This is a genomic window from Bdellovibrio sp. BIS2 (assembly GCF_055398295.1).
This window is the reverse complement of the sequence record NZ_AP035879.1, coordinates 3,258,587-3,280,563: the sequence shown is the minus strand read 5'-3', so window position 1 is coordinate 3,280,563 and position 21,977 is coordinate 3,258,587. Positions and strand designations below refer to the sequence as shown.

The 21,977-nt window shown below is 51.5% G+C and carries 17 protein-coding genes; 6 read left to right on the top strand and 11 right to left on the bottom strand.

Annotated features, from left to right (window positions below; translation table 11 throughout):
- The first annotated feature begins 92 nt into the window (after nucleotides 1–92).
- From ACZ520_RS15555 to ACZ520_RS15535, 5 genes are all read left to right on the top strand, one after another.
- The gene (locus ACZ520_RS15555; protein ID WP_416479998.1) at nucleotides 93–1,514 is read left to right on the top strand and encodes a GumC domain-containing protein; all 1,422 of its coding nucleotides are present in this window, start codon (nucleotides 93–95) and stop codon (nucleotides 1,512–1,514) included.
- A 6-nt stretch (nucleotides 1,515–1,520) separates the two neighbouring features.
- A complete protein-coding gene (locus tag ACZ520_RS15550; protein WP_088564241.1) occupies nucleotides 1,521–2,666 on the top strand; it encodes a polysaccharide deacetylase family protein in 1,146 nt (381 codons plus the stop codon).
- Nucleotides 2,667–2,671: 5 nt separating this feature from the next.
- Entirely contained in the window at nucleotides 2,672–3,052 is a 381-nt protein-coding gene (locus ACZ520_RS15545; RefSeq protein ID WP_374031195.1) for a YkgJ family cysteine cluster protein, read from the top strand.
- Between the two features lie 153 nt (nucleotides 3,053–3,205).
- Nucleotides 3,206–4,252, top strand: a complete 1,047-nt coding sequence (locus ACZ520_RS15540; protein WP_088564244.1) for a hypothetical protein — start codon at nucleotides 3,206–3,208, stop codon at nucleotides 4,250–4,252.
- A 45-nt stretch (nucleotides 4,253–4,297) separates the two neighbouring features.
- On the top strand, nucleotides 4,298–5,041 hold the full coding sequence (locus tag ACZ520_RS15535) for a hypothetical protein (RefSeq protein WP_088564245.1): 744 nt from the start codon (nucleotides 4,298–4,300) through the stop codon (nucleotides 5,039–5,041).
- 11 nt (nucleotides 5,042–5,052) lie between these two features.
- Here ACZ520_RS15535 and rfaE2 read toward each other — a convergent pair whose 3' ends face one another.
- The 11 genes from rfaE2 to ACZ520_RS15480 form a co-directional block, all read right to left on the bottom strand.
- The gene (rfaE2, locus tag ACZ520_RS15530) at nucleotides 5,053–5,520 is read right to left on the bottom strand and encodes a D-glycero-beta-D-manno-heptose 1-phosphate adenylyltransferase (RefSeq protein ID WP_374031193.1); all 468 of its coding nucleotides are present in this window, start codon (nucleotides 5,518–5,520) and stop codon (nucleotides 5,053–5,055) included.
- A 5-nt stretch (nucleotides 5,521–5,525) separates the two neighbouring features.
- Nucleotides 5,526–6,311, bottom strand: coding sequence for an RDD family protein (locus ACZ520_RS15525; RefSeq protein ID WP_088564247.1), 786 nt, complete (start codon nucleotides 6,309–6,311; stop codon nucleotides 5,526–5,528).
- A gap of 14 nt (nucleotides 6,312–6,325) precedes the next feature.
- Nucleotides 6,326–7,087: an RsmE family RNA methyltransferase gene (locus ACZ520_RS15520; RefSeq protein WP_464126413.1), complete on the bottom strand. Its 762-nt coding sequence runs from the start codon at nucleotides 7,085–7,087 to the stop codon at nucleotides 6,326–6,328.
- On the bottom strand, nucleotides 7,084–7,983 hold the full coding sequence (locus ACZ520_RS15515; RefSeq protein WP_374031189.1) for a 50S ribosomal protein L11 methyltransferase: 900 nt from the start codon (nucleotides 7,981–7,983) through the stop codon (nucleotides 7,084–7,086). The genes ACZ520_RS15520 and ACZ520_RS15515 overlap by 4 nt, the downstream gene beginning before the upstream one ends.
- Nucleotides 7,976–8,614 (bottom strand): hypothetical protein, encoded by a 639-nt coding sequence (locus ACZ520_RS15510; protein ID WP_088566751.1) that lies wholly within the window; start codon nucleotides 8,612–8,614, stop codon nucleotides 7,976–7,978. Before ACZ520_RS15510 ends, ACZ520_RS15515 begins: the two co-directional genes overlap by 8 nt.
- A 144-nt stretch (nucleotides 8,615–8,758) precedes the next feature.
- Nucleotides 8,759–8,998 (bottom strand): hypothetical protein, encoded by a 240-nt coding sequence (locus ACZ520_RS15505; RefSeq protein WP_088564250.1) that lies wholly within the window; start codon nucleotides 8,996–8,998, stop codon nucleotides 8,759–8,761.
- Nucleotides 8,999–9,071: 73 nt separating this feature from the next.
- The gene (locus tag ACZ520_RS15500) at nucleotides 9,072–13,595 is read right to left on the bottom strand and encodes a tail fiber domain-containing protein (protein WP_464126410.1); all 4,524 of its coding nucleotides are present in this window, start codon (nucleotides 13,593–13,595) and stop codon (nucleotides 9,072–9,074) included.
- A 72-nt stretch (nucleotides 13,596–13,667) separates the two neighbouring features.
- Nucleotides 13,668–18,365, bottom strand: coding sequence for a tail fiber domain-containing protein (locus tag ACZ520_RS15495; protein ID WP_464126408.1), 4,698 nt, complete (start codon nucleotides 18,363–18,365; stop codon nucleotides 13,668–13,670).
- Between the two features lie 167 nt (nucleotides 18,366–18,532).
- On the bottom strand, nucleotides 18,533–19,420 hold the full coding sequence (locus ACZ520_RS15490) for an EamA family transporter (RefSeq protein WP_464126406.1): 888 nt from the start codon (nucleotides 19,418–19,420) through the stop codon (nucleotides 18,533–18,535).
- A 21-nt stretch (nucleotides 19,421–19,441) separates the two neighbouring features.
- Nucleotides 19,442–20,326 carry a pseudouridine synthase gene (locus ACZ520_RS15485; RefSeq protein ID WP_038448409.1) on the bottom strand — a complete coding sequence of 295 codons (885 nt, stop codon included), beginning with the start codon at nucleotides 20,324–20,326 and terminating at the stop codon, nucleotides 19,442–19,444.
- Nucleotides 20,281–21,330, bottom strand: coding sequence for a hypothetical protein (locus ACZ520_RS15480; protein ID WP_088564253.1), 1,050 nt, complete (start codon nucleotides 21,328–21,330; stop codon nucleotides 20,281–20,283). The genes ACZ520_RS15485 and ACZ520_RS15480 overlap by 46 nt, the downstream gene beginning before the upstream one ends.
- Before the next feature lie 110 nt (nucleotides 21,331–21,440).
- Between ACZ520_RS15480 and ACZ520_RS15475 the strand changes: the two genes are divergently transcribed.
- Nucleotides 21,441–21,944 (top strand): hypothetical protein, encoded by a 504-nt coding sequence (locus ACZ520_RS15475; protein ID WP_232469066.1) that lies wholly within the window; start codon nucleotides 21,441–21,443, stop codon nucleotides 21,942–21,944.
- Nucleotides 21,945–21,977: the final 33 nt, after the last annotated feature.

Below are 21,977 nucleotides of genomic sequence, written 5' to 3'. Positions count from 1 at the left end.
TAATCCTCATTGCTTATATAACACAGGCCAAAGCCATTTTTCGGTGGCACAACCAATGCTTACAGGTTCGTGACACTAGAAGGTGGGGAAATATGAGTGATCAACATATTGAACCGGAATTAACAGTTGGCGAAATTATCAAACTATATCTGTCGCACTGGCGGATGTTTGCCCTGTTTACCGCAGTTCTCTTTGCAATCAGCGCTTTAGTATATGCCGTGAAGGTTCCGTTTGTGGCCAACTCCACGATCGTGATCCACGATTCCCAGAACTCCTCTTTGCAGGCGTTTTCTAACCAGTTTTACGGCATGTCCAAGTCTGTTCAGGAATCCAAAAAGGGCAGCAGCGTCCTTTCCAAGCACATTGAATACCTGAAAACCCGTGAATTCTATGAGGATCTGCTGAACCGTATCCAGGCCCGTGGCAACAGCAAAGAAATCACTCTGGAAGAGCGCAAAGGCTTTGAGATCTTCAAAGAAAAGTATCTGATCGGTCTGGAAGGCAATCCGGAAAGCAAAGTTCAGTTGCTGCAGATTTTGAATGCCTGGACAAAAATCAATCTGGATTCTGATTTCGAGATCCGCGTTTCTGCGGTGACTCCGATCAAGTCCATGTCCTTGTTCCTGTCCAACACCGTGTCTGAACTGGCGGCGGAAAAGCTGAAAACCCGTGAGCTGAGCGAAATCAACCGCGTGGAAGACTTCATGGTGAAGCAAAAAGCGGACGCTGATGAAAAGCTGGTGGCGTTGGGTAAACAACTGGCGGAAATGCAGAATAAAGACGAAAACCTGCTGCCTTTGGCTTCCAAAGACAAAATGGGTGAATACGTTTCTGACCTTTTGGTTCGTTCCAACGAGATCAAACTGAAAATGGCCGAAAATAAAAAGATGATCGATTATCTGCAGGCCGGTCGTGGCAAACAGAGAGAAAGCGCACTGTACGGTGTCGGCGGTCGTATCGAGGCTTTGAAAATCGAAAACAACATCCTGTCCAGCAAGCTGGGTCAGGTGCAGGCCTCTATCGCGCGTTTGAAAAAAGAGGTGAAAGACCTTCCGTTTGCCGCTCAGATGGTGGAAGACCTGAAAAAGAAATCCGAACTTGAGTTCAATCGTTACAAGGAACTCAGTACTGCGTTGACCAAGTTGGATGCGATGAAGATTTCCATCGACACACGTTTTGAGGTTCTGGAAAGAGCCCGTTGGGAAACAACCCTGCCGCAGATCGGTCTGTTGAGCCTGGGTCTTTTGTCATTGTTGCTCAGTCAGTTTATTGGTTCATTGGTGATCTATTTCAGATACCTGTGGAACCCGCATGTGGTGACGGCGCAAGCCTCCCGCAACTTGGTCATCTTCGACAATCACTCCGTGGATCCACGTGTGATTATTGAAAATTCCAAGATCAAATTCAGTTTAAAGAAACCGGAAGCCAAGAAGGAAGACGAAACCGAGGACGAACAGCAGAAGATTGCTTGGAACGTTCTTAATGTAGGTCAGGGTACTGACGTTTCTCAGTAGGTGAATATGAAGAATCTTGTTTTCGGGGGAATGTTAATCATGTCTGCGGCTTCCTTGGTGGGATGTGGAAGCCAGATCGGTAGCAGTGTTCGTCAGGCGGTGTCTGACAACCAATCAGCGCAAACGCTGGTTGAGTGGGAAAACTCTGAAGCCAACCCGGAAGCATTGTTTGCCAACTGGCGCCATGAGTTCATGGTTGATTCCGGCAAGCGTGAATCCATGAAGACCGAATTGTGCAAAGAGCTGAAAGCTCTTCCGGCGCAGGATCTGACTTTGTTTGAAAATGAAATCCGCGATGAAAACAACCGCGCTTTGGTGAGCGATTGTAAACAAGAGCTTCTGGCTCAGGTGGATGCGCACTTTGATGAACAGCGCGAGACTATGGATGTGCCAGGTCACGCGTTGAAAGCAGTTCAGACCAAGAATTCTTTCCGTTTCCCGGAAAACGTTCAAAAGCGTGATATGTCCAATGGCTATATGGCGGTGACGGGCGATGTGGCTCGTAAAGAGATCGTTTTGACCTTCGACGACGGTCCTCATGGCCTTTACACAGATGCTATTTTGCGTGCGTTGAAAGAAGTCAATGCCAAGGCGATGTTCTTTGCTACTGGAAAATCTGTGCGAACCAATCCAGAAGCTTTGAAACGTGTGGCGGCAGACGGTCATGTTATCGGCAGTCACTCCGTCACTCACGCGTGCTTGGGGACCAGTGTTGCCTGCTATAAACAGATGGGTAATCGCAACCTGACCTTTGATGAAGCGGCGGCGGAAATCCGCGGTGGTCATCAGGCGGTCTTTGACGTGCTTGGCTGGGTGGACCCAGTGTTCCGTTTCCCTTATGGCGAGACTTCCAAGGATTTGAAAGCTTTCTTGAGATCCAAATCTGCGGGCGAGTTTGCCTGGAATATTGAAAGTGACGACTGGAGAACTCAAACCAACGAACAGTTGTTGGCTCGTGTTCTTGCGAACGTGGATAAAGCGGGTCGCGGAATTGTTCTTTTCCATGACATTCAAAGAAGAACCGCTGAAATCATGCCTCAGTTTTTGCGCGAGGTTTACAACCGCGGTTACAGTGTTGTATTACTGACTTCCGCAGATCCGTCTGCGAAGTACAACAGCAAACTGGTGAAGCGTAAACAACAGCTTCCATAAGGTTCATGAAAAAGCCCGATATTGACCGTCCCTCGACGTGGAAACCCTATAAATCTGGAATGTGCAATGGCTGCCATGGCGGCTGTTGCACGATGCCGGTTGAAATCAAAATCTCCGACCTGATCCGCCTGGGTGTCGCCACCGAAGACGAGGCCCAGGGCTCCATCAAAAAATTAGCCAAGCGCCTGATGAAAGAGGGCATTATCGTGTCTTATCGCTCTGGCACCGAGTTCTTCATGCTGTCTCAAAAAGCGAACCGGGACTGTCTGTTCCTAGACACCAAAACCCGCCTGTGCACGGTCTATGAAAAGCGCCCGGACACTTGCCGCGAGTTCCCTTCCATTGGCCCCCGCCCAGGCTTCTGCCCCGGCTCCAGCCACATCTAATACCGCTGTCTCAGTCTGAGAAATGATCAAAAACCTGACAGGGGGTTGCGCAAGTACGGCTCTGTCTCAGAGTGATTGGCGCTAAATGCTCTATATTCGCCAATAGGTGGCACAGGCACTGCTCTTACATACAGATAGGAACAGGAGGCCCCAATGAGCTTCACAGATAAAAAACTCGAAATCGCAATCGTCGGCTTTGCCATCGTGATGGTGGGCGGGATGAGCTATCTGTTGAAATCCCCTGTTCAAAACGTGATGAAAGAGCTTGAGGTCGTTTACGAAATGCCTCGCCCTAAATCCATTTTGGCGGCGTTGTTTGATCTGGGTGACCGCGAGATCTCCCGAGATTACAAGAACCCGTTTGAAAAGAAAAAGGCTGACGCCAAGAAAGCGGACGCTCAGGCGGCCACTCAGAAGCCTGCGGCTGCAAAAACGGCTGCTAAAAAGAAAGAAAACTCCAAAGCTCCAACTGAAATCAAAAAGCCATCTGTTGAGGTTAACGTGGTGGGTGCGGATGAAACCCGCGCCAACCTGGGTGAAGACATCACTGTAGGGGATGGCAACGGCAACAATCAGATTGCTGAAGACACATCCGGCAATAACAAACAGGCCGAGCCGAACAAGTCCACCTTGTCCGGTGATCAGTGGCGTGCTCTTTTGCAGGCTCAGCCTACAAAAGAAAATGTGGCCAAGCTGATTGCGGCTTACGAAGCCAAAGAAGTGGACGATCAGACTTTCTATACAATCGTGACGGATCTTCTTCGTGGCAATAAATCTGAAACTCAGCTTCTGGGTCTGATGGCCTTGAAGGGTGCTTACAGTGCGAAAAGTTTCGCGGTGGCAGCTCAGTATCATGATTCCCTGGCTCCAGAAGTTCAGACTCAGGTGCAAAGTTATATGATGACTTATGCGGCTTCCGGTCGCTTGCCTTATCTGATGTCTGCTTTGCAAACGAACAGTCCTGAAGTGGTGACTGCAGCAACTCAAGTGGTGATGCAGGGTTATGCGGCAGCTAAAACCGGCACGAACTTGTCGGATCCACGCGGTTCCCGCGGTGACGTGGTGGCAAACTCTGTGGAAAGCTACAGCAAATTTGTTCCCATCTTCCAGCAACTGGCACAGAGCCAGGACAGCGAAATTGCAGGCTTGGCTTCTGCAGCTTTGAGTCAAATTCAAACTGCGGCGGTTGCGTCTCTTTAAAACTGGACAGCCCCCGTCTTTTTCGATGAGAATAAGCCCATATTTATGGGCTTTTCTAATTTCTGGCGCAGCTTCATTTTAATGACCGCATTGATGGGAACTTCTTATTCCCATGCCGCCACTGATTTGCCCCGCAATCTGACTCAGGGTGATCAGATCCGCACTTTGCAGATTCTGGGATTTGGATCGGCCTCCAAAATTCTTGATAATCCGTACCCACTGGGTGGTTACACCGGGATTGAGGTGGGGCTTTCCACTGAGTTCATTCCCGCTGAAGATCTTTCCGCCTTGGGCAGTAAGACTCAGGACAAGGGTGAATTCAATTACTACACCCTGACCATCGGCAAAGGCCTTTACTACAACATCGATGCACACGTGTATTTCACGCCGACCGTGCAGGAAGAAAAGATGCAGAACTTCGGCGCACAACTGCGCTGGGGTTTTTATGAAGCCAGTTTCTTTCCTCTGACATTAACGGCAATGGTTTACGGCGGGGGGGCGAACTTTTCAAATCTGATCAATGTGTCCAGCATGGGTTATGATTTGATTGCGACTGTCACCATGAATCGTCTGGCGATCTATGTGGGTGGTGGGCGTCTGCGTGCTATTGGCACCTTCATCGGCGGTCCGGATGGGATCACCGCAGATCAAAACACCGTGACTCAGGATATCGTCGAAGACCACGCGGTCTTTGGCATCAACGTCGACATCGCGAAAATGTTCATCGCCATGCAAATCGACCGCTACGCCGATTCTGTATATTCAGGAAAAATCGGCTTCCGTTTCTAGATCGCTGAAAATTACTTTTGCGCTTTTTCGATCAGTTTGGTTGTGGACTTGCCATCAACAAACTGCAGGGACATGACTTGACCGCCGTAAGACATCACAAACGGTGCGCCGACGATGGAATCGATTTTCCAGTCGCCGCCTTTGACCAGAATGTCAGGGCGTACTTTGTGAATCAGGTTTTCCGGAGTGTCTTCAGTAAAGATCACAGTGAAGTCCACAGCACTCAACGCCGCCAGAATCTCGGCGCGATCGGCTTCGATTTGCACGGGGCGGGTCGGGCCTTTCAGGCGTTTCACACTGGCATCTGAGTTCACACCCACCACCAGCAGGTCACCTAGTTTCTGAGCTTCCTGCAAATAGCGCACGTGACCCACATGAAGAAGGTCAAAGCAGCCATTGGTGAATACGATTTTTTTGCCAGCAGCACGAAGAGGGGCCAAAGTCGCTTCAATGTTATCGAGATTACGGACCTGACCCATAGAACTTATGCCTTTTTGAACAGTTGAGCCCCAGTGATAGAGCCCGTGATATCTTTATTGAACAGAACGGACAGAATCGGAAGGATCACAAAACCCGTTGCGATCACCACCAAAGAACGTGCAACCACTTTCAAAGAGTAAGCGGCTTTGTTCAGCTCTTCAGGTTTGCCGATGCGCTGATCAAACGCCCATTCACCCGGAGTGCAACCGATAAAGATGCGGTTCACTGTCAGATAGATGAAGGATACGCCAGCGAACAGACTGAAGGTCGCCAGATAGATCATGCCTTGAGCGTCCGGATTGGTCAGATTGCCGATCAGATCCACTTTCGTCACAACCAACAGGATGATCATGCAAAGAAGGCTTGCCGCCACAACCAGCATTCCATCCAACAAAGCGGCAGAGAAGCTGAATGTGGTTTTTTTGAATTCTTCTTTGGTAGCTGTGCCAGTGATCTTTTGTTTTGCCGTGGACTTTTCGAAATCCAGACGACGGTTTTTCTGCAGAGTTTTCAGGATCTCATCCACTGCCGCAGAAGATGTGCCGTCACCACCCACTTCCGTCAAACCACCTGGAGTTGGAGGCAGGGAAGTGGCTTTTTTACGTGGCAATGGTGGACGAAGAGGATCGGTGGAGGATTCTTCAATCAGCTCCAGACCTTGGTCCTTGATGCGTGGGGTGGCTACGAAGTTTTCTTCCGGAGCTTGGGACGCTGGATTTGCCTGTTTTTTCTTGTGAAAACCCAAACCATCCGTGAGGGGCTTAAACTCAAATTCCTCAAAAGGATCCATGCCTTCTCCTTAAATCAACACATCAGATCAAAGTCATACTTTAGGACGGAGACCAAGGTCATGCAAGCCGTTTCAACTCGTAGAACTTGAGGCCCCAGAGTGACTGGATGAAGGCCTAGTTTTTGGAATTCTTCGACCTCACGGTGAGAGAACCCACCTTCGCTGCCTACGATAATCCAGACATCTTTGATCCCTGCGGGGTGGTCGGCTTTGACCTTGTTGACGTATTCCTTGATGCTTAGAGTCGACGGACCCTCATAAGCAAATAGACCCACACCGGCCCCGTTTCGGTTAATCAAATCCGAGATCTTTTCAAATGAAATGGCAGGGTGAACCTTCATCAGGTCGCCGCGGCCACTTTGCTGGGTGGCGGATTTGACGATCTTGTCCCAGCGGTCGGTTTTATTGTCAGATAGCTTTTCGCCTTTTCTTAAGAAACTGAATTCAGAAAAGAACGGATGAATACTGGTCACTCCCATTTCCACCGCTTTTTCCATGATGGCGTCCATCACGGGGAAACGCGACAGCGACAGCACCAGATGCAGGTGCGGCTCTTTCAAAGCGGGGATGATTCGTTCTTCCAGAACACGGGCCGTGGCGTTCTTTTTAGACACGTGAGTGACTTCAACAAAGTACGCCTTGCTGTCTTCTGTCAGCACTTCGAATTTGGAACCAATTTCCTGGCGGCAGACATCGAAGATGTGATGAAAGACGTCACCGGTGAAATTCACCTGATCCTGGAACAGGTCCTTTTTTTCGATCCAATAGCGTCTCATGACTGAACCCAGTATCCGACCCATTCGTCTTTTTCAATTCGACGAACCACGGTCAGGCCGGAGTTTTCCATGAACTTTTCAAAGAAGTGATTGTCACGCTCTTCCAGAATCCCGGTCAGCAGCATGTGGCCGCCTGGTTTCAGAACACGCAGCAGATCTTTTTTGATGTTGATCAGAACACCATCGATGATGTTGGCCACAACCACGTCATACTGATCGCGGATGTCTTCGATTTGTGTTTCTGGAATTTCAATTTGTGGCAGCTTGTTCAGCTTCACGTTTTCACGGGCTACACGGCGCGCTTCCGGATCGATCTCGATGCCGGCCACCAGTCCCATACCGGACATCTGCGCCAGCATTGCAAGAATCGCGGTGCCCGTGCCCACGTCCAGCATCGCCCAGTTCGCCAGATCATTTTTGTATTTTTCAGAAAGCTTGTGGATGAAGAACGCCATCATCTGAGTGGTGGCGTGAGTGCCGGTGCCGAAGGCCATGCCCGGATCAATGTAAATCGGGTGCTTGCATTCTTCAGGGGGAGTCAGCCAGGATGGAACAACCCAGAAGTCACCCACCAGTTTGAACGGCTTGAAACCTTTTTTCCATTCTTCCAGCCAGTCTTTGGTTTCTTCTTCATGGATATTCCAGCGGATGCCGTCGTTGAGTTCGGTCAGGCCGTCAAAGAAGGTGTTGTCTGGTTTTTCAGTGAAGAACACGTCCATTTCGTGGGCGCGCACATGAAGAATTTTGGGATCGTAAGTCAGATCGGGCTGTGAAAACGGCAATGCTTCGGTGACGCCGGAGGCGCCACATTCAAAGCAGTGGGTTGTGATGATATCTTCAAGTTCAGCAGGAACCTGGCTTAGTCGGATACGGAAGTAGGAATTTGTGTCACTCATTCCGAGTGGTGTTATCAGAAACCACCGAATTATCAAGTCTTTCCGCTGTTGGGGCCGGGGTCAAAGCCAGGGCCGCCGGAGCTGTATTTGCCGCAGGAACCACCGGGGAGGGGTTTGCAGAAACTACAGGGTTTTGGGCGGTCAAAGCGGGGGGAGTGACCGTGGTCACGGCCGTTACCACAACCTCGGTGGCAGGGGTCATTTCGGCCTCCGCGACCTTCTTTTTGGCTTTGGGTTTGGAGTTATCGATAAAGGAACCACCCAGGTCAATGCGGTCGCCGGTCATGATGCCGATTTGTTCCAGCATTGGCAGCTCATCACGGGAAAGCAGGGTGAATTCGCGGGCCACCGCCACACGGTCGTAAATGGCGATGATTTTCAACTGCCCCACCGGAACCAGGATTTCACCAACGGCATTGGCACCACTGGCATCGCGGATGTTGATCTTGCGAACGGCGGTGACCACCAGATTCTTTTTCAGTCCGGAGCCGGGGCCGGCGTTGATGTAGAAGTCTTTGTAGACGGTGTCGGTTTCAGACAGCGTGATATTGCGGCGGACGTCCACCACGGACATATCTGCGGCGTGGGATGAATTCGATAATCCAAGCATGAGCGCAATCAGTAGCATCATAAGAAACCCTTCCATGGTTCACTGAATCCCTTATCGGCCGTCTTATTTTGAAACTTAAATCCACTGGACCAAAGAAGTGCCTGAAGCAAAAAGCCCCTTGGGTTGCAAGGGGCTTCAAAGTTAAATCGAATGTAGGGGCCGAGGTTAGTTGGAAACGATGGCGCCCTGAACTGAACTGTACACCTTGTAGGTGTCATCAGCAGTTTTTTGTTCAATACCGGACATGTAGTTACCCACCGTGCTTTGCACGTGATAGGTCACGCCACCACCTGTGGCCGTACCGGTCTGAGTAGAGCCCGACACCAAACCTGTGGTCTTTGCCGGATCCTGGAATTTGACAGGAGGAGGAGTCAGCTCAGCAATTTGCTCCAGAGATGCTTCCATAGAACATCCCGTGGCGAGTATTAGTAGTGAAGCTATAACGAACCTTTTCACGCAATACCTCAGTGTTACTGTCTTATCGGCTGGAAGCCGGCAGACGTTGAGTGTTCTCATTTTGAGACTTAATATATTTCATTAGATCTTCATTCTGTTTGAGCAGAAGCTCATTTTGTTTTTGTAAGGCGGTCATCTGTGTCTCGAGAGCGGAAATGCGCTCGTCATGATTGGTGAGGATCGCTTTGAATTTGTGGTAAAGCTCCTGCACCGCACTGGTGATCGGTGCAATCATGTTCATGTAAGAAACGGCCTTGATACCTTTTTTGTTTTCATCCACCACGTGCGGATAAACTTTTTCAAGTTCTTGCGCGATGAAACCCATCTGCAGACGTGGATCGGCATTCGGGTCTTTCCAGTGATAGGACGACGGCTTCAGTTGCAGGATCTTGTCCAGGCTGCCATTTAGAACGTGGATGTCTTTTTTTAGGCGAATATCCGAAGCACCGTTCACAGTTCCAGTGGTGGTCAGATTTCCTACGGCAGACAGGGTCATCCTGGTGCCGGTGGAGCCACCGGTTTTCGTGGCAAAGTTGATATCCCCACCATCCATTTCATTGGCAATGTGAAGTGCGGTGCTACCACCGGTAGGTACTCCCACATAGGCAGAGCGTGTATTCGGAGACGCGGTTCTGGCAAAGAACTGCATGTACACGTGATCTCCGGTGCCGGGCTTAAGGCTCAATATCCCCATGCCGTTTGAACCGGTTTCACCCAAAGTCAGAAGTCCACTGGCATCCAAAGACATCAGCATTTGACCAGACCCAAGGTTTCCTTTGTAGAAATTCAGACGACGGCTGGAACCATATTCATTCACGATGTGGAAATTGTGGGTGGTTGTGGCGTCATTACCCATCTGGAAAGACGAGTACGCCGTGTTGCCAGCGCCCGAGCTTCCGATGTGTATATTCGCCAGCGGGCTTGTGGCAGTGTTAAATCCGGTAGGGCCGGCGAAATAGTTTTTCGCGGTGGTGCTTTGCTGATAGATCCCGTAGCGATTGGTGACAGTTCCACCTGTGGATGGGTTCTGCAGGAACAGGTCATACATGTTCGTTATCGAGCCAGTGATTAAATGCGGGACGATGCGGATACCATAGGCATCTGTTGTTGTCGGAGCATTGCCCGCGACAAAGCCCTCATGTCCATAGACGAATTGTCCGGAAGTCAGGTTTGATACTGTTCCCGCATCCACGTTCCCCGCATAGCGGTTGCGTGTGGCATTGGCGTGGAAGGCTTCATTTTGACTTGTTACAGTCACTCCTGAAGGTACGTTGGGAACAACGATACTGACCAGGGAATGTGTCGACAAAGTGGAATTGGCAGTAGGGCTGAAGCGCTGGTAGGCACCTGCCGCCACATAGTTGCCGGTTGTTTCAGTGTGATTGCGCAGGGTCGCATTCAATGCTTCAGTTGTGATGGCGCTAAAGGCACTTGGGAAAGGGGCAAGATCCCCAATCACCGCGCCACCTTTTACCTGGAAGTTGGTCGCCGGTGCATTGGTGTTGATACCCACCTTGCCGTCCGCCTTGATGGTCATCCACTTGTTCACACCCATCATGTCGGTGAAATGCAGGTCCGCTGAAGTGGTGTTGGTGAAATCCGTGCCGGATTCAATATAGTTCGCGCCACCTTGGGAAAGGATGCGCATGGTAACCGGAGTGCCGGATTTATCTTCCAGACGAATATCGGCAGCGCCGTTGTTTGAAACATGCAGGTTTCCAGTAGGGGCGGTTTCATTCACGCCCACCTTGCCCGTGGCCAGAATGGTCAGACGGGGAATGGCATTCGTTTCAAAGGTCAAAGACTGGGCGTCGTTGGTGCCCAGGACTGCCGCAGTACCAAAGCTATTGCCGCCATTGGCAAAAATCCCCGAAGAAGAATAACTCGTACAACCCATCACGCCTGAGGCGTTGAAGGTCAGCATCTGTGCGGTGCCGCAGGTAAATGGAATCACCGCAGAACCTGTGCCATTGGAAACAAGCAGACGGTCGGCCGTCAAAGACGTCGCGCCCGTACCACCTTTGGATACCGGTACCGCAGACGGGAAGTTCGCCGGATCCGCACTGATAGTGCCTGAGGAAACCGCGATACCCGAGCCCACCTGAACCACACCGCGAGCTCCTGTTGTCGCAGCATCAACGGAAATCACTGGTGTTGAAGTGCCTGTAGCCACCTGAACCGGCGCTGTACCAGAGACACTGGTCACAGTTCCCGCGTTGGGAGTCGCCCATTTTACACCCGCGGCAACAGCACTGTCGGCAGTCAGCACCTGACCGTTCGTTCCCACCGGCAGACGGATATTGTTGGTGGCATCACGAACCAGAACGTCCCCTTTGGTTGTCAGAGGAGACAACGCATTGAAGGCCCCCAGAGCCGTTGTCGTCCCGGTACCTCCATTTGCAATCGGCAAAGTGCCGGTGATATCTGAAGCCAGATTGATCGCCGCACCGCTGGAAGCTGCCGTCAAACGACCTTGAGCATCCACTGTGATGGATGCGCGAGTGTAAGAGCCCGCTGTCACTGTCGTGTTGGCCAACGCAATCGTTCCGGTCGAGGTGATCGGGCCACCTGTCAAACCAGTGCCCGTTGCGATGTTGGTCACAGTACCGCCGGAAGAAGTGTCGGTATCAGTACCGCACTCCCAACGATTGTTCGCGGACACCCATTTTAAAACCTGGCCATCAGTACAAGCCGTGTTGTTCGGACGATAGACAAAGTATTTGCCAGCACCGTTACCTACATCACCCACATCCAACGTCACAGCACCTGTGCGACCAGCAACGGTTGTGACCGGGAAGGCGATTGCTGCATTCGAAGCCGCCGTCAGGCGACCTTGAGCATCAACAGTGAATGTGCCCACTGCAGTGGTAGAACCATAAACCGCCGGAGTGACTGTCGTGTTGGCCAAAGAAATTGTCCCGGTGGAGGTGATCGGACCACCTGACAGACCGGTGCCGGTTGCGATATTAGTGACGGTACCGCCGGAAGAAGTGTCGGTATCAGTGCCGCACTCCCAACGATTGTTCGCGGACACCCATTTTAAAACCTGACCGTCAGTACAAGCCGTGTTGTTCGGACGATAAGTCAAATATTTACCAGCGCCACTGCCGATGTCAGCAGCATCCAAAGTAATCGCACCCGTGCGACCCGCAACCGTCGTCACCGGGAAAGCAATGGCGGCATTGCTTGCCGCCGTCAAACGCCCTTGGGCATCGACGGTGAAAGTTCCAACTTGAGTGCTGGAACCATAAGATGCGGCCGTCACCGCTGTATTAGCCAGCGAGATTGTGCCAGTTGAAGTGATCGGTCCGCCGGAAAGCCCCGTGCCGGTTGCGATGTTGGTCACAGTTCCGCCGGAATTGGCGTCATTATCTGCGGCGGGTGCGAACTTGGTGCCGTCGTACTTCAGCACCTGACCTGCGGCCAACCCCGTCGTGTCGACGGTGATGCCCTTGATTTTGTTAACAGCCACAGCACCAATGGTGCCACTGACGTCCCCCGCAACAGACACGTTGATAGACTGACAGTTAAAGCCAGACACCGCATTCCAATACATGGTTTGGTGGGCCGCACAGTTTGCATTGGCCACCGCCGTATTGAAGTCGGCCTGGGTCATATAGTTGTTCAATGTGGCCGTCAGTCCATTCACATCACCGGTGCTGATCTGAGCAGACAGCCATTGGGTGCCGTTGAATTTCAAAAAGTGCCCGTTCGTTGGAGCTGTGGCGGACACCGCCACGCCCTGGATTTTTGCAACAGAAGGATTCGGATAGGTGCCGCCCAGGTCGCCAGCGGCCGCGCCCGTCGGAACACGGGCATCACTAAAGCGGGCATCATTTCCGGCGGCAACCTGATTGGCATTCTGACCGACATTCAAGGTCAGTTGCGGAGTGGTTGTGCCGTTGGTCACAGTGATATAAGCGTTGGCGGAGGTCACATCAGACACCGTCCCGCCATTGGCACCGGAAACACCAGCACAGCTTAAAGCGGTGCCATTCCAACTTAAGAACGTACCGGCGGCGCAAGTCGGCAAACCGGCTTTTTGCAGGAAGTCCTCTTCAGTTTTGGTGCCGAGCTTTTCTGATGACAGGGCATAGGCTGCGTAAGGAACCGTACGAATTTCATTGGACGGGGAGATGATCTTCCAGCCCGAGCCATCATGGAATTGCACTTTCAGCAAGCGGGTGTCCCCGGCCTGCGCGGGATAGGTGGAACCACCAAAGCAGTTGTGAGTTTTTGAGTTGTTAAATGCCTCAAGCAATGTGAACAGGGGATCTGCCGGGAAAAGTTTTGTCCCGGAACCGATCGGCACGTCAAACACGCCGCCAGAGTTAATCATGTTCACGCCATCTTTTTGCTCGCGATAGATAACACAACTGCCGTTAGGATTGGTGATCTCAAACAGGAAACTGACGTTGTTATAATCAAGCCCGTGTCCGTCAGCTTTAAGAATACGCCCCTGATAGGTCAGTGAATTGGGGGAGGCCAGTGCAATCACACTGGTGAACATTGAGAGAATAATGAGCAAATACGTTCCGTTTCTCATGTCTGTCTTATCGGCTTTTTAACAGAAAATCGTGAGAAAAATCCCTGAGCTTTTTCAGGGATTTAATCACATTTATTTCTTTTTGATACAGACCTTGGACTTTGGATTGACCTCGCAAATCGCTTCACGAAGCTCCTGATTCTCTTGTTTTAAAGAGGCGATTTCGCGCTTCTGTGCCTGAACTTCGGCCTTAACGCCGGACAGGGACGCGTAAAGCTCTTTGAAGGCTTCAATCATCGGGCCGATCAATTTGGTATAGGCCACGGCACGGAAGCCCTTCTCATCTTTGTCAACGGCTTCAGGGAACACTCGTTCGACGTCCTGGGCGATCACACCCATGTCTTTTTTCTCAATAAGATCCAGATCCGGTCTGACATCATGACGCCAGTTGAAGGTCACACCACGAAGGGAAAGAATTTTCTGCAACGAATCCGGAACAACCTGGATGTCGGTTTTCAAGCGGGCATCGGACAAGTTTTCCCACGCAGCCGTACCACCGGAGGTACCGTTGACAAAGAATTTACGAGAACCTGTGTTACCACCGATATAGACGTTGCCACCACTGGTGACAGTTAATGCGTCACTGGAAGCCGTGGTTGGTCCGGGACGAATCCAGAAGTTACCGCCATCAAGCCCCATGAAGAATTTTCCGGAGGTGTCCATTTCATCAAAACCAATGTAAGGAGCCGTGGCACTTCTCAGATTCAGCGGCGCACCCGGAGTCGACGTGCCGACACCCATAGTGATCCAGCCGGTGCTATGAATGCGCATGCGTTCAGTCGGCACTGTGAGGCTTCCAGTCCCAGTGTGGGTGGAAAATGTCAGATCCGCGGGAACGGAGGTCGATGTCCAGGTCGCGGCAGCGACACTTTGGATATGTGAACCCAGGCCCACAGTTGTGGCGTCACCATAACCATTGAACAGAAGGCTGCCTAAAGTGTCACCGGATTGAACGGCGGTTTTGGCGCCAGTAGTTCCGCGGGATTTCATCAGTTGAATCCCCGGGCCTGCACTTGCTTCTTCGTTGCGTTCAAAAGCGGCAGATGAGTTGGTGTAGTTGTTGCCCTGAACATGAAGTCTGACCGTGGGTGCTGTCGCACCGATACCAACAGCCCCAGAGCTGGTGATGCGCATTCTTTCTCCCGATGATCCGTTGTTCAAAGTCGCAAAGGACATATAGGCAGACTTGGCTGTGGCAAAGTCGGCTTCAGCGACACCCGCGATTGAAGCACCACTCTGATAGGCAGTACCGTCATAACCACGCATGGACAGGAAGCCCAGAGAATCACCCGCAAGAACTGCGGCTTCGGCGCCCGAGTTGGAGCGGGCCTTCGTCAGTATGTAAGCCGGTTCACCGGTGTTACCGATGCTTTGGACATAGACGTCATCATTGCTGCCGCCAGTGCCTTTAACATGGATGATTCTTTCCGGGGCAAGGGCGGTGCCAAGGCCTAAACCACCTGGAACATACAGCTTCAGATCCTGAGTCGAACGCCAGTCGCCTTGAGCATTGGCATTTCCGATGCCCACTGTGCTGTTCGCCGGATTAGCTACCGGGCCAATACCCCAGTAACCTGCGCTGTTCCAGTTTCCGACAAACTGCGCTTGACCGTTGGTGTTGTGATAAGAGCCGACGAAGACGGCGTTGTAGTTGGCCGTGGCATTCCATTCACCCACCTGGAAGCGGGCGCCGGGGCTTTCAGCATCAATGCCGACTCGGCCATCGTTGGTGATTCTCATTTTTTCAACATTGTTCGTATCAAAGATGATGTGAGCATCACTGCCATTGGAAATATAAAGATCCGAAGTCGCGGTATTAGCATAACCAAAAGTACCCAGCCAGGTTCCGTTGCGCAGGAAATCCATTTCAACTTTGCCGGCAGCTGGTGAATTCAGGATGAGCGCAGACTTGGTTGTTGCCGGCGCCATCACGGCCAGACCCGCATTGGTGTCTGGAGACTGACCAATACCAACATAGCCGGCATTAGAGATCGTCATGCGAGTGACGTTGTTGGTTTCAAGCGCCAAAGAATAAGCGTCATTAGTGCCCAGGGTCGCGTTCGAAGCCAGAGTGTTACCACCGTTGGCAAAGAAGGATGTCGAAGCAAAGTTCGTACAACCCATCACACCCGAAGCATTGAAGGTCAGCATCTGCGCGGTACCGCAAGTAAATGGAATCACCGCAGAACCCGTGCCGTTGGAAACCAACAGACGGTCAGCAGTCAGTGAGGTCGCACCCGTACCACCCTTGGAAACAGGAACAGCAGAAGGGAAGTTCGCCGGATCCGCACTGATTGTGCCTGAAGAAACCGCGATACCAGAACCGACTTGAACAACCCCGCGCGCACCCGTTGTTGCCGGATCCACAGAGATAACGGGAGTCGTAGTACCCGTAGCAACTTGAACCGGAGCTGTACCCGTGACACTCGTCACAGTACCCACAGTCGGAGTCGCCCATTTCAAACCAGAAGCTTGAGCAGAATCCGCAGTCAGAACCTGACCGTTCGTTCCCGCAGGCAGGCGAACGTCGTTCGTGCCATCGTTACCGAGAACATCCCCTTTAGTCGTTAACGGGGAAAGACCGTTGAAGGCGGCAATCGCTGTCGTAGCGCCGGTACCACCATTTGCAATTGGCAAAGTGCCGGTCACATCCGAAGCCAGATTGATTGCCGCGCCACTGGACGCCGCCGTCAAACGACCTTGAGCATCCACCGTGATCGAAGCGCGAGTGTAAGAACCCGCAGTCACCGCGGTGTTGGCCAAAGCAATCGTGCCTGTCGAAGTGATCGGACCGCCGGTAAGACCTGTGCCCGTTGCGATATTCGTGACAGTACCACCGGAAGAAGTGTCAGTATCTGTCCCGCACTCCCAACGATTGTTCGCCGTCACCCATTTTAGAACCTGACCGTCGGTACACGCTGTGTTGTTCGGACGATAGACAAAGTACTTGCCAGCGCCGTTGCCAACATCACCCACATCCAAAGTCACAGCACCTGTTCTGCCTGCAACCGTAGTCACAGGGAAGGCGATGTTAGCGTTGGAGGCCGCGGTCAAACGACCTTGAGCATCGACGGTGAAAGTGCCCACTGAAGTAGTGGATCCATAAGCCGCCGGAGTTACCGCCGTGTTCGCCAAAGAAATGGTGCCCGTGGAAGTGATCGGACCACCGGAAAGACCCGTTCCTGTGGCGATGTTGGTGACAGTACCACCGGAAGATGTGTCAGTGTCATTCGCACACTCCCAGCGGGAGTTGGCATTGATCCATTTCAAAACCTGACCGTCTGTACAAGCCGTGTTGTTTGGACGATACGTCAGATATTTACCGGCACCGCTTGTGATGTCGCCGGCATCCAAAACGACCGCGCCCGTTCTGCCTGCAACCGTGGTTACAGGAAACGCGATAGCGGCATTCGAGGCGGCGGTCAGACGCCCTTGAGCATCGACGGTGAAAGTGCCCACTGAAGTAGTGGATCCATAAGCCGCCGGAGTTACCGCCGTGTTCGCCAAAGAAATGGTGCCCGTGGAAGTGATTGGACCACCGGAAAGACCCGTGCCCGTCGCGATATTCGTCACCGTACCGCCAGAGTTGGAATCGTTATCCGCTGCTGGAGCCCACTTGGTGCCGTCGTATTTCAAAACCTGACCAGCAACCAAACCCGTGGTATCAACAGTCACACCTTTGATTTTATTAACTGAAGATGCACCGATGGTTCCGCCGACGTCACCGGCCAAAGAAACATTGATGGCCTGACAGGAAAAGCCGGCCACCGCGTTCCAATACATGGTTTCATGAGCGGCACAGCCCGCATTGGCCACGGCCGTGCTGAACTCCGCATCGGTCATATAAGAACTTAAAGTCGCAGAAAGACCGGTCACATCACTTTGTGCAATCGCCGAAGGCGTCCACGCCGTGCCGTTGTATTTCAGGAAGTTCCCGCTGGCCGGAGCGGCATTGGAAACCGCGGTGCCCTGAAGTTTTGCTACAGACGGATTGGGATAAGTGCCGTCCAGATCTCCAGCTGCGGAACCTGTTGGTGTGCGAGCATCAGAGAAACGGGCATCATTGCCTGCCGCCACTGTACCTGCCGCCGTGCCCACATTCAGGGTCAGTGCCGGGGTGGAGGTGCCGTTGGCAATCGTAATGTAAGAATTTGTGGAAGTGACATCAGTCACAGTACCGCCGTTGGCACCGCTGATTCCGGCACACGTCATCGTCGTGCCGTTCCAGGTCAGATAAGTGCCAGCTCCGCACGTTGGCAGGCCGGCTTTAGCCAGGAAGTCAGTTTCGGTTTTGGTGCCCAGGCGTTCTGCAGAATAGGAATAAGCAGAATAAGGAACCGAACGAATTTCATTCGCCGGAGAAATCACTTTCCAGCCAGAGCCATCATGAAATTGCACTTTCAACAAACGGGCATCACCGGCCACCGCGCTGTAGGTGGCTCCGCCGGAACAATCGTGAGAGCGGGAGTTGTTGAAAGAATCAATCAACGTATAAAGAGGATCCGTCGGGAACATCTTGGTGCCGGAACCAATCGGCACATCAAACACACCACCCGAGTTCTGAAGATTCACACCGTTTTTCTGTTCGCGATAAAGCACACAGGTGCCTGAAGGGTTTGTGATTTCAAAAAGGAAGCTGACGTTGTTGTACTCAAGCCCTTTGCCGTCAGAGTTTACGATACGTCCTTGATATGTCAGAGAATTTGGAGCAGCCAAGGCCACTCCACTCCAGAATGCGAGAATCAAAGCAAGATACGTTCCGTTTCTCATGCTTTTCTTATCGGCTTCTTAACAGTTTGCGAAAGTCCAAGGCCAGTATGTTGCCGCAAACTAATGTAATTGTGATTTATCCACAGATAAGTGTCTCAGGAAGAGACAGATACACTGGATCTTTTGAATTGATCTTGAATTATCTAGAAAACATCAGGACTTAGGATCTATTCCACAGACTTCGTTGGGCGGGAGTAAAGTGTGTTCGTGACCAGTGCTGCGCCAATGATCAAAGCGCCAACTATCTGAACCGGCGCCAGTCGTTCATGGAAGATTAAAGCGCCCATCAAAGCGGCGGTGATGGGTTCGATCATCATCAACAGCGCCACTTCGGTGCTTTTCAATTTTTGCAGAGCTGCCAGCTCCAGGGTCAACGGAATGATTGTGCAGACAAAAGCCAGGCCCAAAATGCTGGATGCCTGAATGTGGCTAAGATTTTTGATTTCAGAATAATGAGGATGATGGAACAGCGACAGGGCCAGAGCTCCAAAGGTGATGACGTACAACGCGGAAGAAATTGGACGAACATCCTTTTGCAGGCGGCCTGACAACAGGACATAGATGGCATAGCTGATGGCTGAACCCAAGCCTGCCGCCACGGCCCAGATGTTACGAACCTCGATATGCCCCCACAGCAACAGGATCAGTCCGGAAGAGGCCGCCACCAGACACAAAGCCTCTTTGCGGGAAATCTTGTCCTGAGTGAAGAAATGGGAAAAGACATTCACCCAGAACGGATAGGTATACAGTAACAGCGCTGCCAGGGTGACGCTCAGTCCGTCGATGGCGATGAAGTACATGGTCGAGAAGAACGCGTAACCGAAGATCCCCAGCAGGGCTGCGATGATGGTCTGACGCAGATTCAGTTTAACCCAGGAAGGGCGGAACAAAAGCAGGAAGATCCACAACAAAACGGCTGCCAGGGCAAAGCGGTAGGAAAGAAGCTCTCCGACTTTCATGCCGGATTCAAAAGCCCACGTTCCAAAGATCCCCAAAAAACCAAAACCCACGCTCGCTACAGAAATTTCCAAAGATCCGCGAAGGCGTGGGTTCATGTTTTTCATAATGGAATGGCTTTAAACTTTTTTACCGTTTTTGTATTTGCTTGGTTTCTTGGTCGTTTTCACTTTGGAAGCCGGTTTTGCAGTCTTCTTTTCAGAAGTCGCACGGCCTTTGTAAGTGCGTTTTGTCTTGATCTCTTCCGGATCATCCGCAAGGAACACGCGTTGAACTGCGGCATCGTTCAGGTAAACCAGCTCGCCGGTTTTCACAGCACCCATGCGCAGGCGGCCAATGGCCACACGCTGAAGTCTCATCACATCGAAACCGATTTTCGCGAACATCTGACGGATCTGACGGTTTTTACCCTCGGTGATCACGATTTTGTACCATTCGTACTTTTCAGATTTGTTGTCGCCGGTTTTTTTGATTTTTTCGATATGACGGGCAGACACTTTACCGCCCACGATGGAAACGCCTTTTTTAAGCTTTTCCAGTTGGAATGGTTCAGGTTTTCCGTTCAGTTTCACAAGGTAAGTTTTGGTTACTTCAGCCTTTGGATGCATGACCTTGTTGGCGAAGTCACCATCGTTGGTCAAAAGCAGCATGCCTTCAGAGTCCCAGTCCAGACGACCTACCGGGAACACACGCACCGGCAGTTCGGTCAGGTATTCCGCCACTGTGGGACGGTCGTGTGGGTCATCCATGGTGGTCAGAACGCCGGTGGGTTTGTTCAGGATGGCGTAGATTTTCTGAGTCAGGGGTTTGCGCAGAGGCTTGCCGTCAACAAGAATACGGTCGCTTTGAGGATCAACTTTGATACCCAGCTCGTAAACGCGTTTACCGTTTACGGTCACAAGGCCCTCTTCGATCATGCGGTCTGCATGACGACGGGATGCCAGTCCACTGTCAGCAATTAGTTTATTAAGTCGAACTCTTTCAGAGGAGTTATTTTCAGACATTCTTCATCGGCCTCGGGTAATTGTTGAGTGATCAATATATCACCACTCAGGCCGGAAGAGGAGATATTCTTACGGTTGTACTCGGCGATGGCATGGCGGAGGTCGCGAGCCAGCAGAGTCATGAGTTTATCTCCCAAAAAGACGTTGTCCACGGCGGTTTCCGCCTTGCTCAGAACGATGGAGGACCATTTTAGGGCCTCAGAATCACCTTGTTGGATCAGGGCGCAGGTTCTTTCAAGCTGGCTGACCAGGTCTTGATAGTAAGGATCGGTACGGCGGTCGACAAAGAACTGCTCCAGACGCTTGATCGGGAAAAGCAGGCGGGTCTGTTCCTGCAGCGGCTCGTTTTTCATTTCAAGCAGCTTTTGGAAAACATAACCACGCAACAGGGAACCGGTGACTCTGTCGCCCACCACGCGGAACTGGGCAGTAATATACGGAGCCACCTCGATTTTGTGGGTGTGCTGCGAGCTCAGTTCCAGGTCGGAGTTATAATAAAGAACCAGGTCTTTGCGAAGAGGCTCTAAAAGACCGTCACGGATCGTGAATTTGCGGTCGAAAGTGCGAACTTCCAGGGATTTGTCTTCACGCAGGATGATGGCAATGGCTCTTTTATTCTGATCTGGCAGGATGCGGAACTTCTCGCCTTCGGCGCACTGAGTCTTAAGATAAGAACCCACCGCGTCAACGAGGTCGGAGAAATGTTCAATCTCGATCAGTTGAACTGATTGCGGGAAGCGAATCGGATTCAGGTCAAATTTCTGCTGATAGAACCCGTTGAAATTCTCCAGCAAAAACTGAACTTCATGACCCAATTGCTGCTTATTGGACGCCCAGTGCGGGTAATCCATGCAGTAATTGAAAAACATTTCGATCAATTCAGGGGTCAGAACGTCGTCGGGATGAGGGAAACCGCGCAGGAAATTGAAGAAAGACAAACGCGTCGGTGTATTCTGAGGATTCAGATCAGAAACAAACTTCAAAAGTTGTCCGACTTTAAGCATTTTTTTCTGTCTCCTTCCCTCGGGCCCTAAAGTATGAACATTTGAATTTTTAGTCCAGAGAAAATATAATGGAAAAGAAGAATTTTTTAAGTCCTATGGAGGGGCCCGATATGCATAAAGAATTGAATCCGGAATTGTTTGGGGAAAAGAAAGTGGCCAAGAACACCGCTATGGACAGCGTTTCTGCCGTGGGGACATCCCCGAACAGCTACCTGAATACAGACCGCCAGATTTTTGAAATCAAAGCCCAGAACCAGGCCCTGGCCGACCAGTTGAACAAGGTCGTCGCCACTGTCAACGAACTGATAAAGACCTCCAACATCAAGTTTGAAAAGCAACACCACCTTTTGAACCGTCTGGAGCAAAGCCACAACGGCCTTGCCACTGAAGCCGGTCAGAAGATCACCCAGCTTTCCCAGCGCGTGAATGAACGCAAAAGTTTTGACCTGAAAGTTCAGGAGATGGTCGACCGTCACAACAACGTGATCAAGAGCTTTGAAGTGCGTATGAACCACCTGCAAAAGCTTCTGGCCGAAAAAGAAGCGCAGATGATTTCCAGTCAGGCGGCTTTGAATGAAGCCAAAATGGAAATCGCGCGCCTGAAACGTCTGTAATCTGAGCTGACGGAAGTTTAGTCAGTGTCAGGT

Coding starts and splice junctions, on each gene's coding strand:
- ACZ520_RS15555 (WP_416479998.1), top strand. CDS start 93: ATGAGTGATCAACATATTGAACCGGAATTAACAGTTGGCGAAATTATC.
- ACZ520_RS15550 (WP_088564241.1), top strand. CDS start 1,521: ATGAAGAATCTTGTTTTCGGGGGAATGTTAATCATGTCTGCGGCTTCC.
- ACZ520_RS15545 (WP_374031195.1), top strand. CDS start 2,672: ATGAAAAAGCCCGATATTGACCGTCCCTCGACGTGGAAACCCTATAAA.
- ACZ520_RS15540 (WP_088564244.1), top strand. CDS start 3,206: ATGAGCTTCACAGATAAAAAACTCGAAATCGCAATCGTCGGCTTTGCC.
- ACZ520_RS15535 (WP_088564245.1), top strand. CDS start 4,298: ATGGGCTTTTCTAATTTCTGGCGCAGCTTCATTTTAATGACCGCATTG.
- rfaE2 (WP_374031193.1), bottom strand. CDS start 5,520: ATGGGTCAGGTCCGTAATCTCGATAACATTGAAGCGACTTTGGCCCCT.
- ACZ520_RS15525 (WP_088564247.1), bottom strand. CDS start 6,311: ATGGATCCTTTTGAGGAATTTGAGTTTAAGCCCCTCACGGATGGTTTG.
- ACZ520_RS15520 (WP_464126413.1), bottom strand. CDS start 7,087: ATGAGACGCTATTGGATCGAAAAAAAGGACCTGTTCCAGGATCAGGTG.
- ACZ520_RS15515 (WP_374031189.1), bottom strand. CDS start 7,983: ATGAGTGACACAAATTCCTACTTCCGTATCCGACTAAGCCAGGTTCCT.
- ACZ520_RS15510 (WP_088566751.1), bottom strand. CDS start 8,614: ATGATGCTACTGATTGCGCTCATGCTTGGATTATCGAATTCATCCCAC.
- ACZ520_RS15505 (WP_088564250.1), bottom strand. CDS start 8,998: ATGGAAGCATCTCTGGAGCAAATTGCTGAGCTGACTCCTCCTCCTGTC.
- ACZ520_RS15500 (WP_464126410.1), bottom strand. CDS start 13,595: ATGAGAAACGGAACGTATTTGCTCATTATTCTCTCAATGTTCACCAGT.
- ACZ520_RS15495 (WP_464126408.1), bottom strand. CDS start 18,365: ATGAGAAACGGAACGTATCTTGCTTTGATTCTCGCATTCTGGAGTGGA.
- ACZ520_RS15490 (WP_464126406.1), bottom strand. CDS start 19,420: ATGAACCCACGCCTTCGCGGATCTTTGGAAATTTCTGTAGCGAGCGTG.
- ACZ520_RS15485 (WP_038448409.1), bottom strand. CDS start 20,326: ATGTCTGAAAATAACTCCTCTGAAAGAGTTCGACTTAATAAACTAATT.
- ACZ520_RS15480 (WP_088564253.1), bottom strand. CDS start 21,330: ATGCTTAAAGTCGGACAACTTTTGAAGTTTGTTTCTGATCTGAATCCT.
- ACZ520_RS15475 (WP_232469066.1), top strand. CDS start 21,441: ATGCATAAAGAATTGAATCCGGAATTGTTTGGGGAAAAGAAAGTGGCC.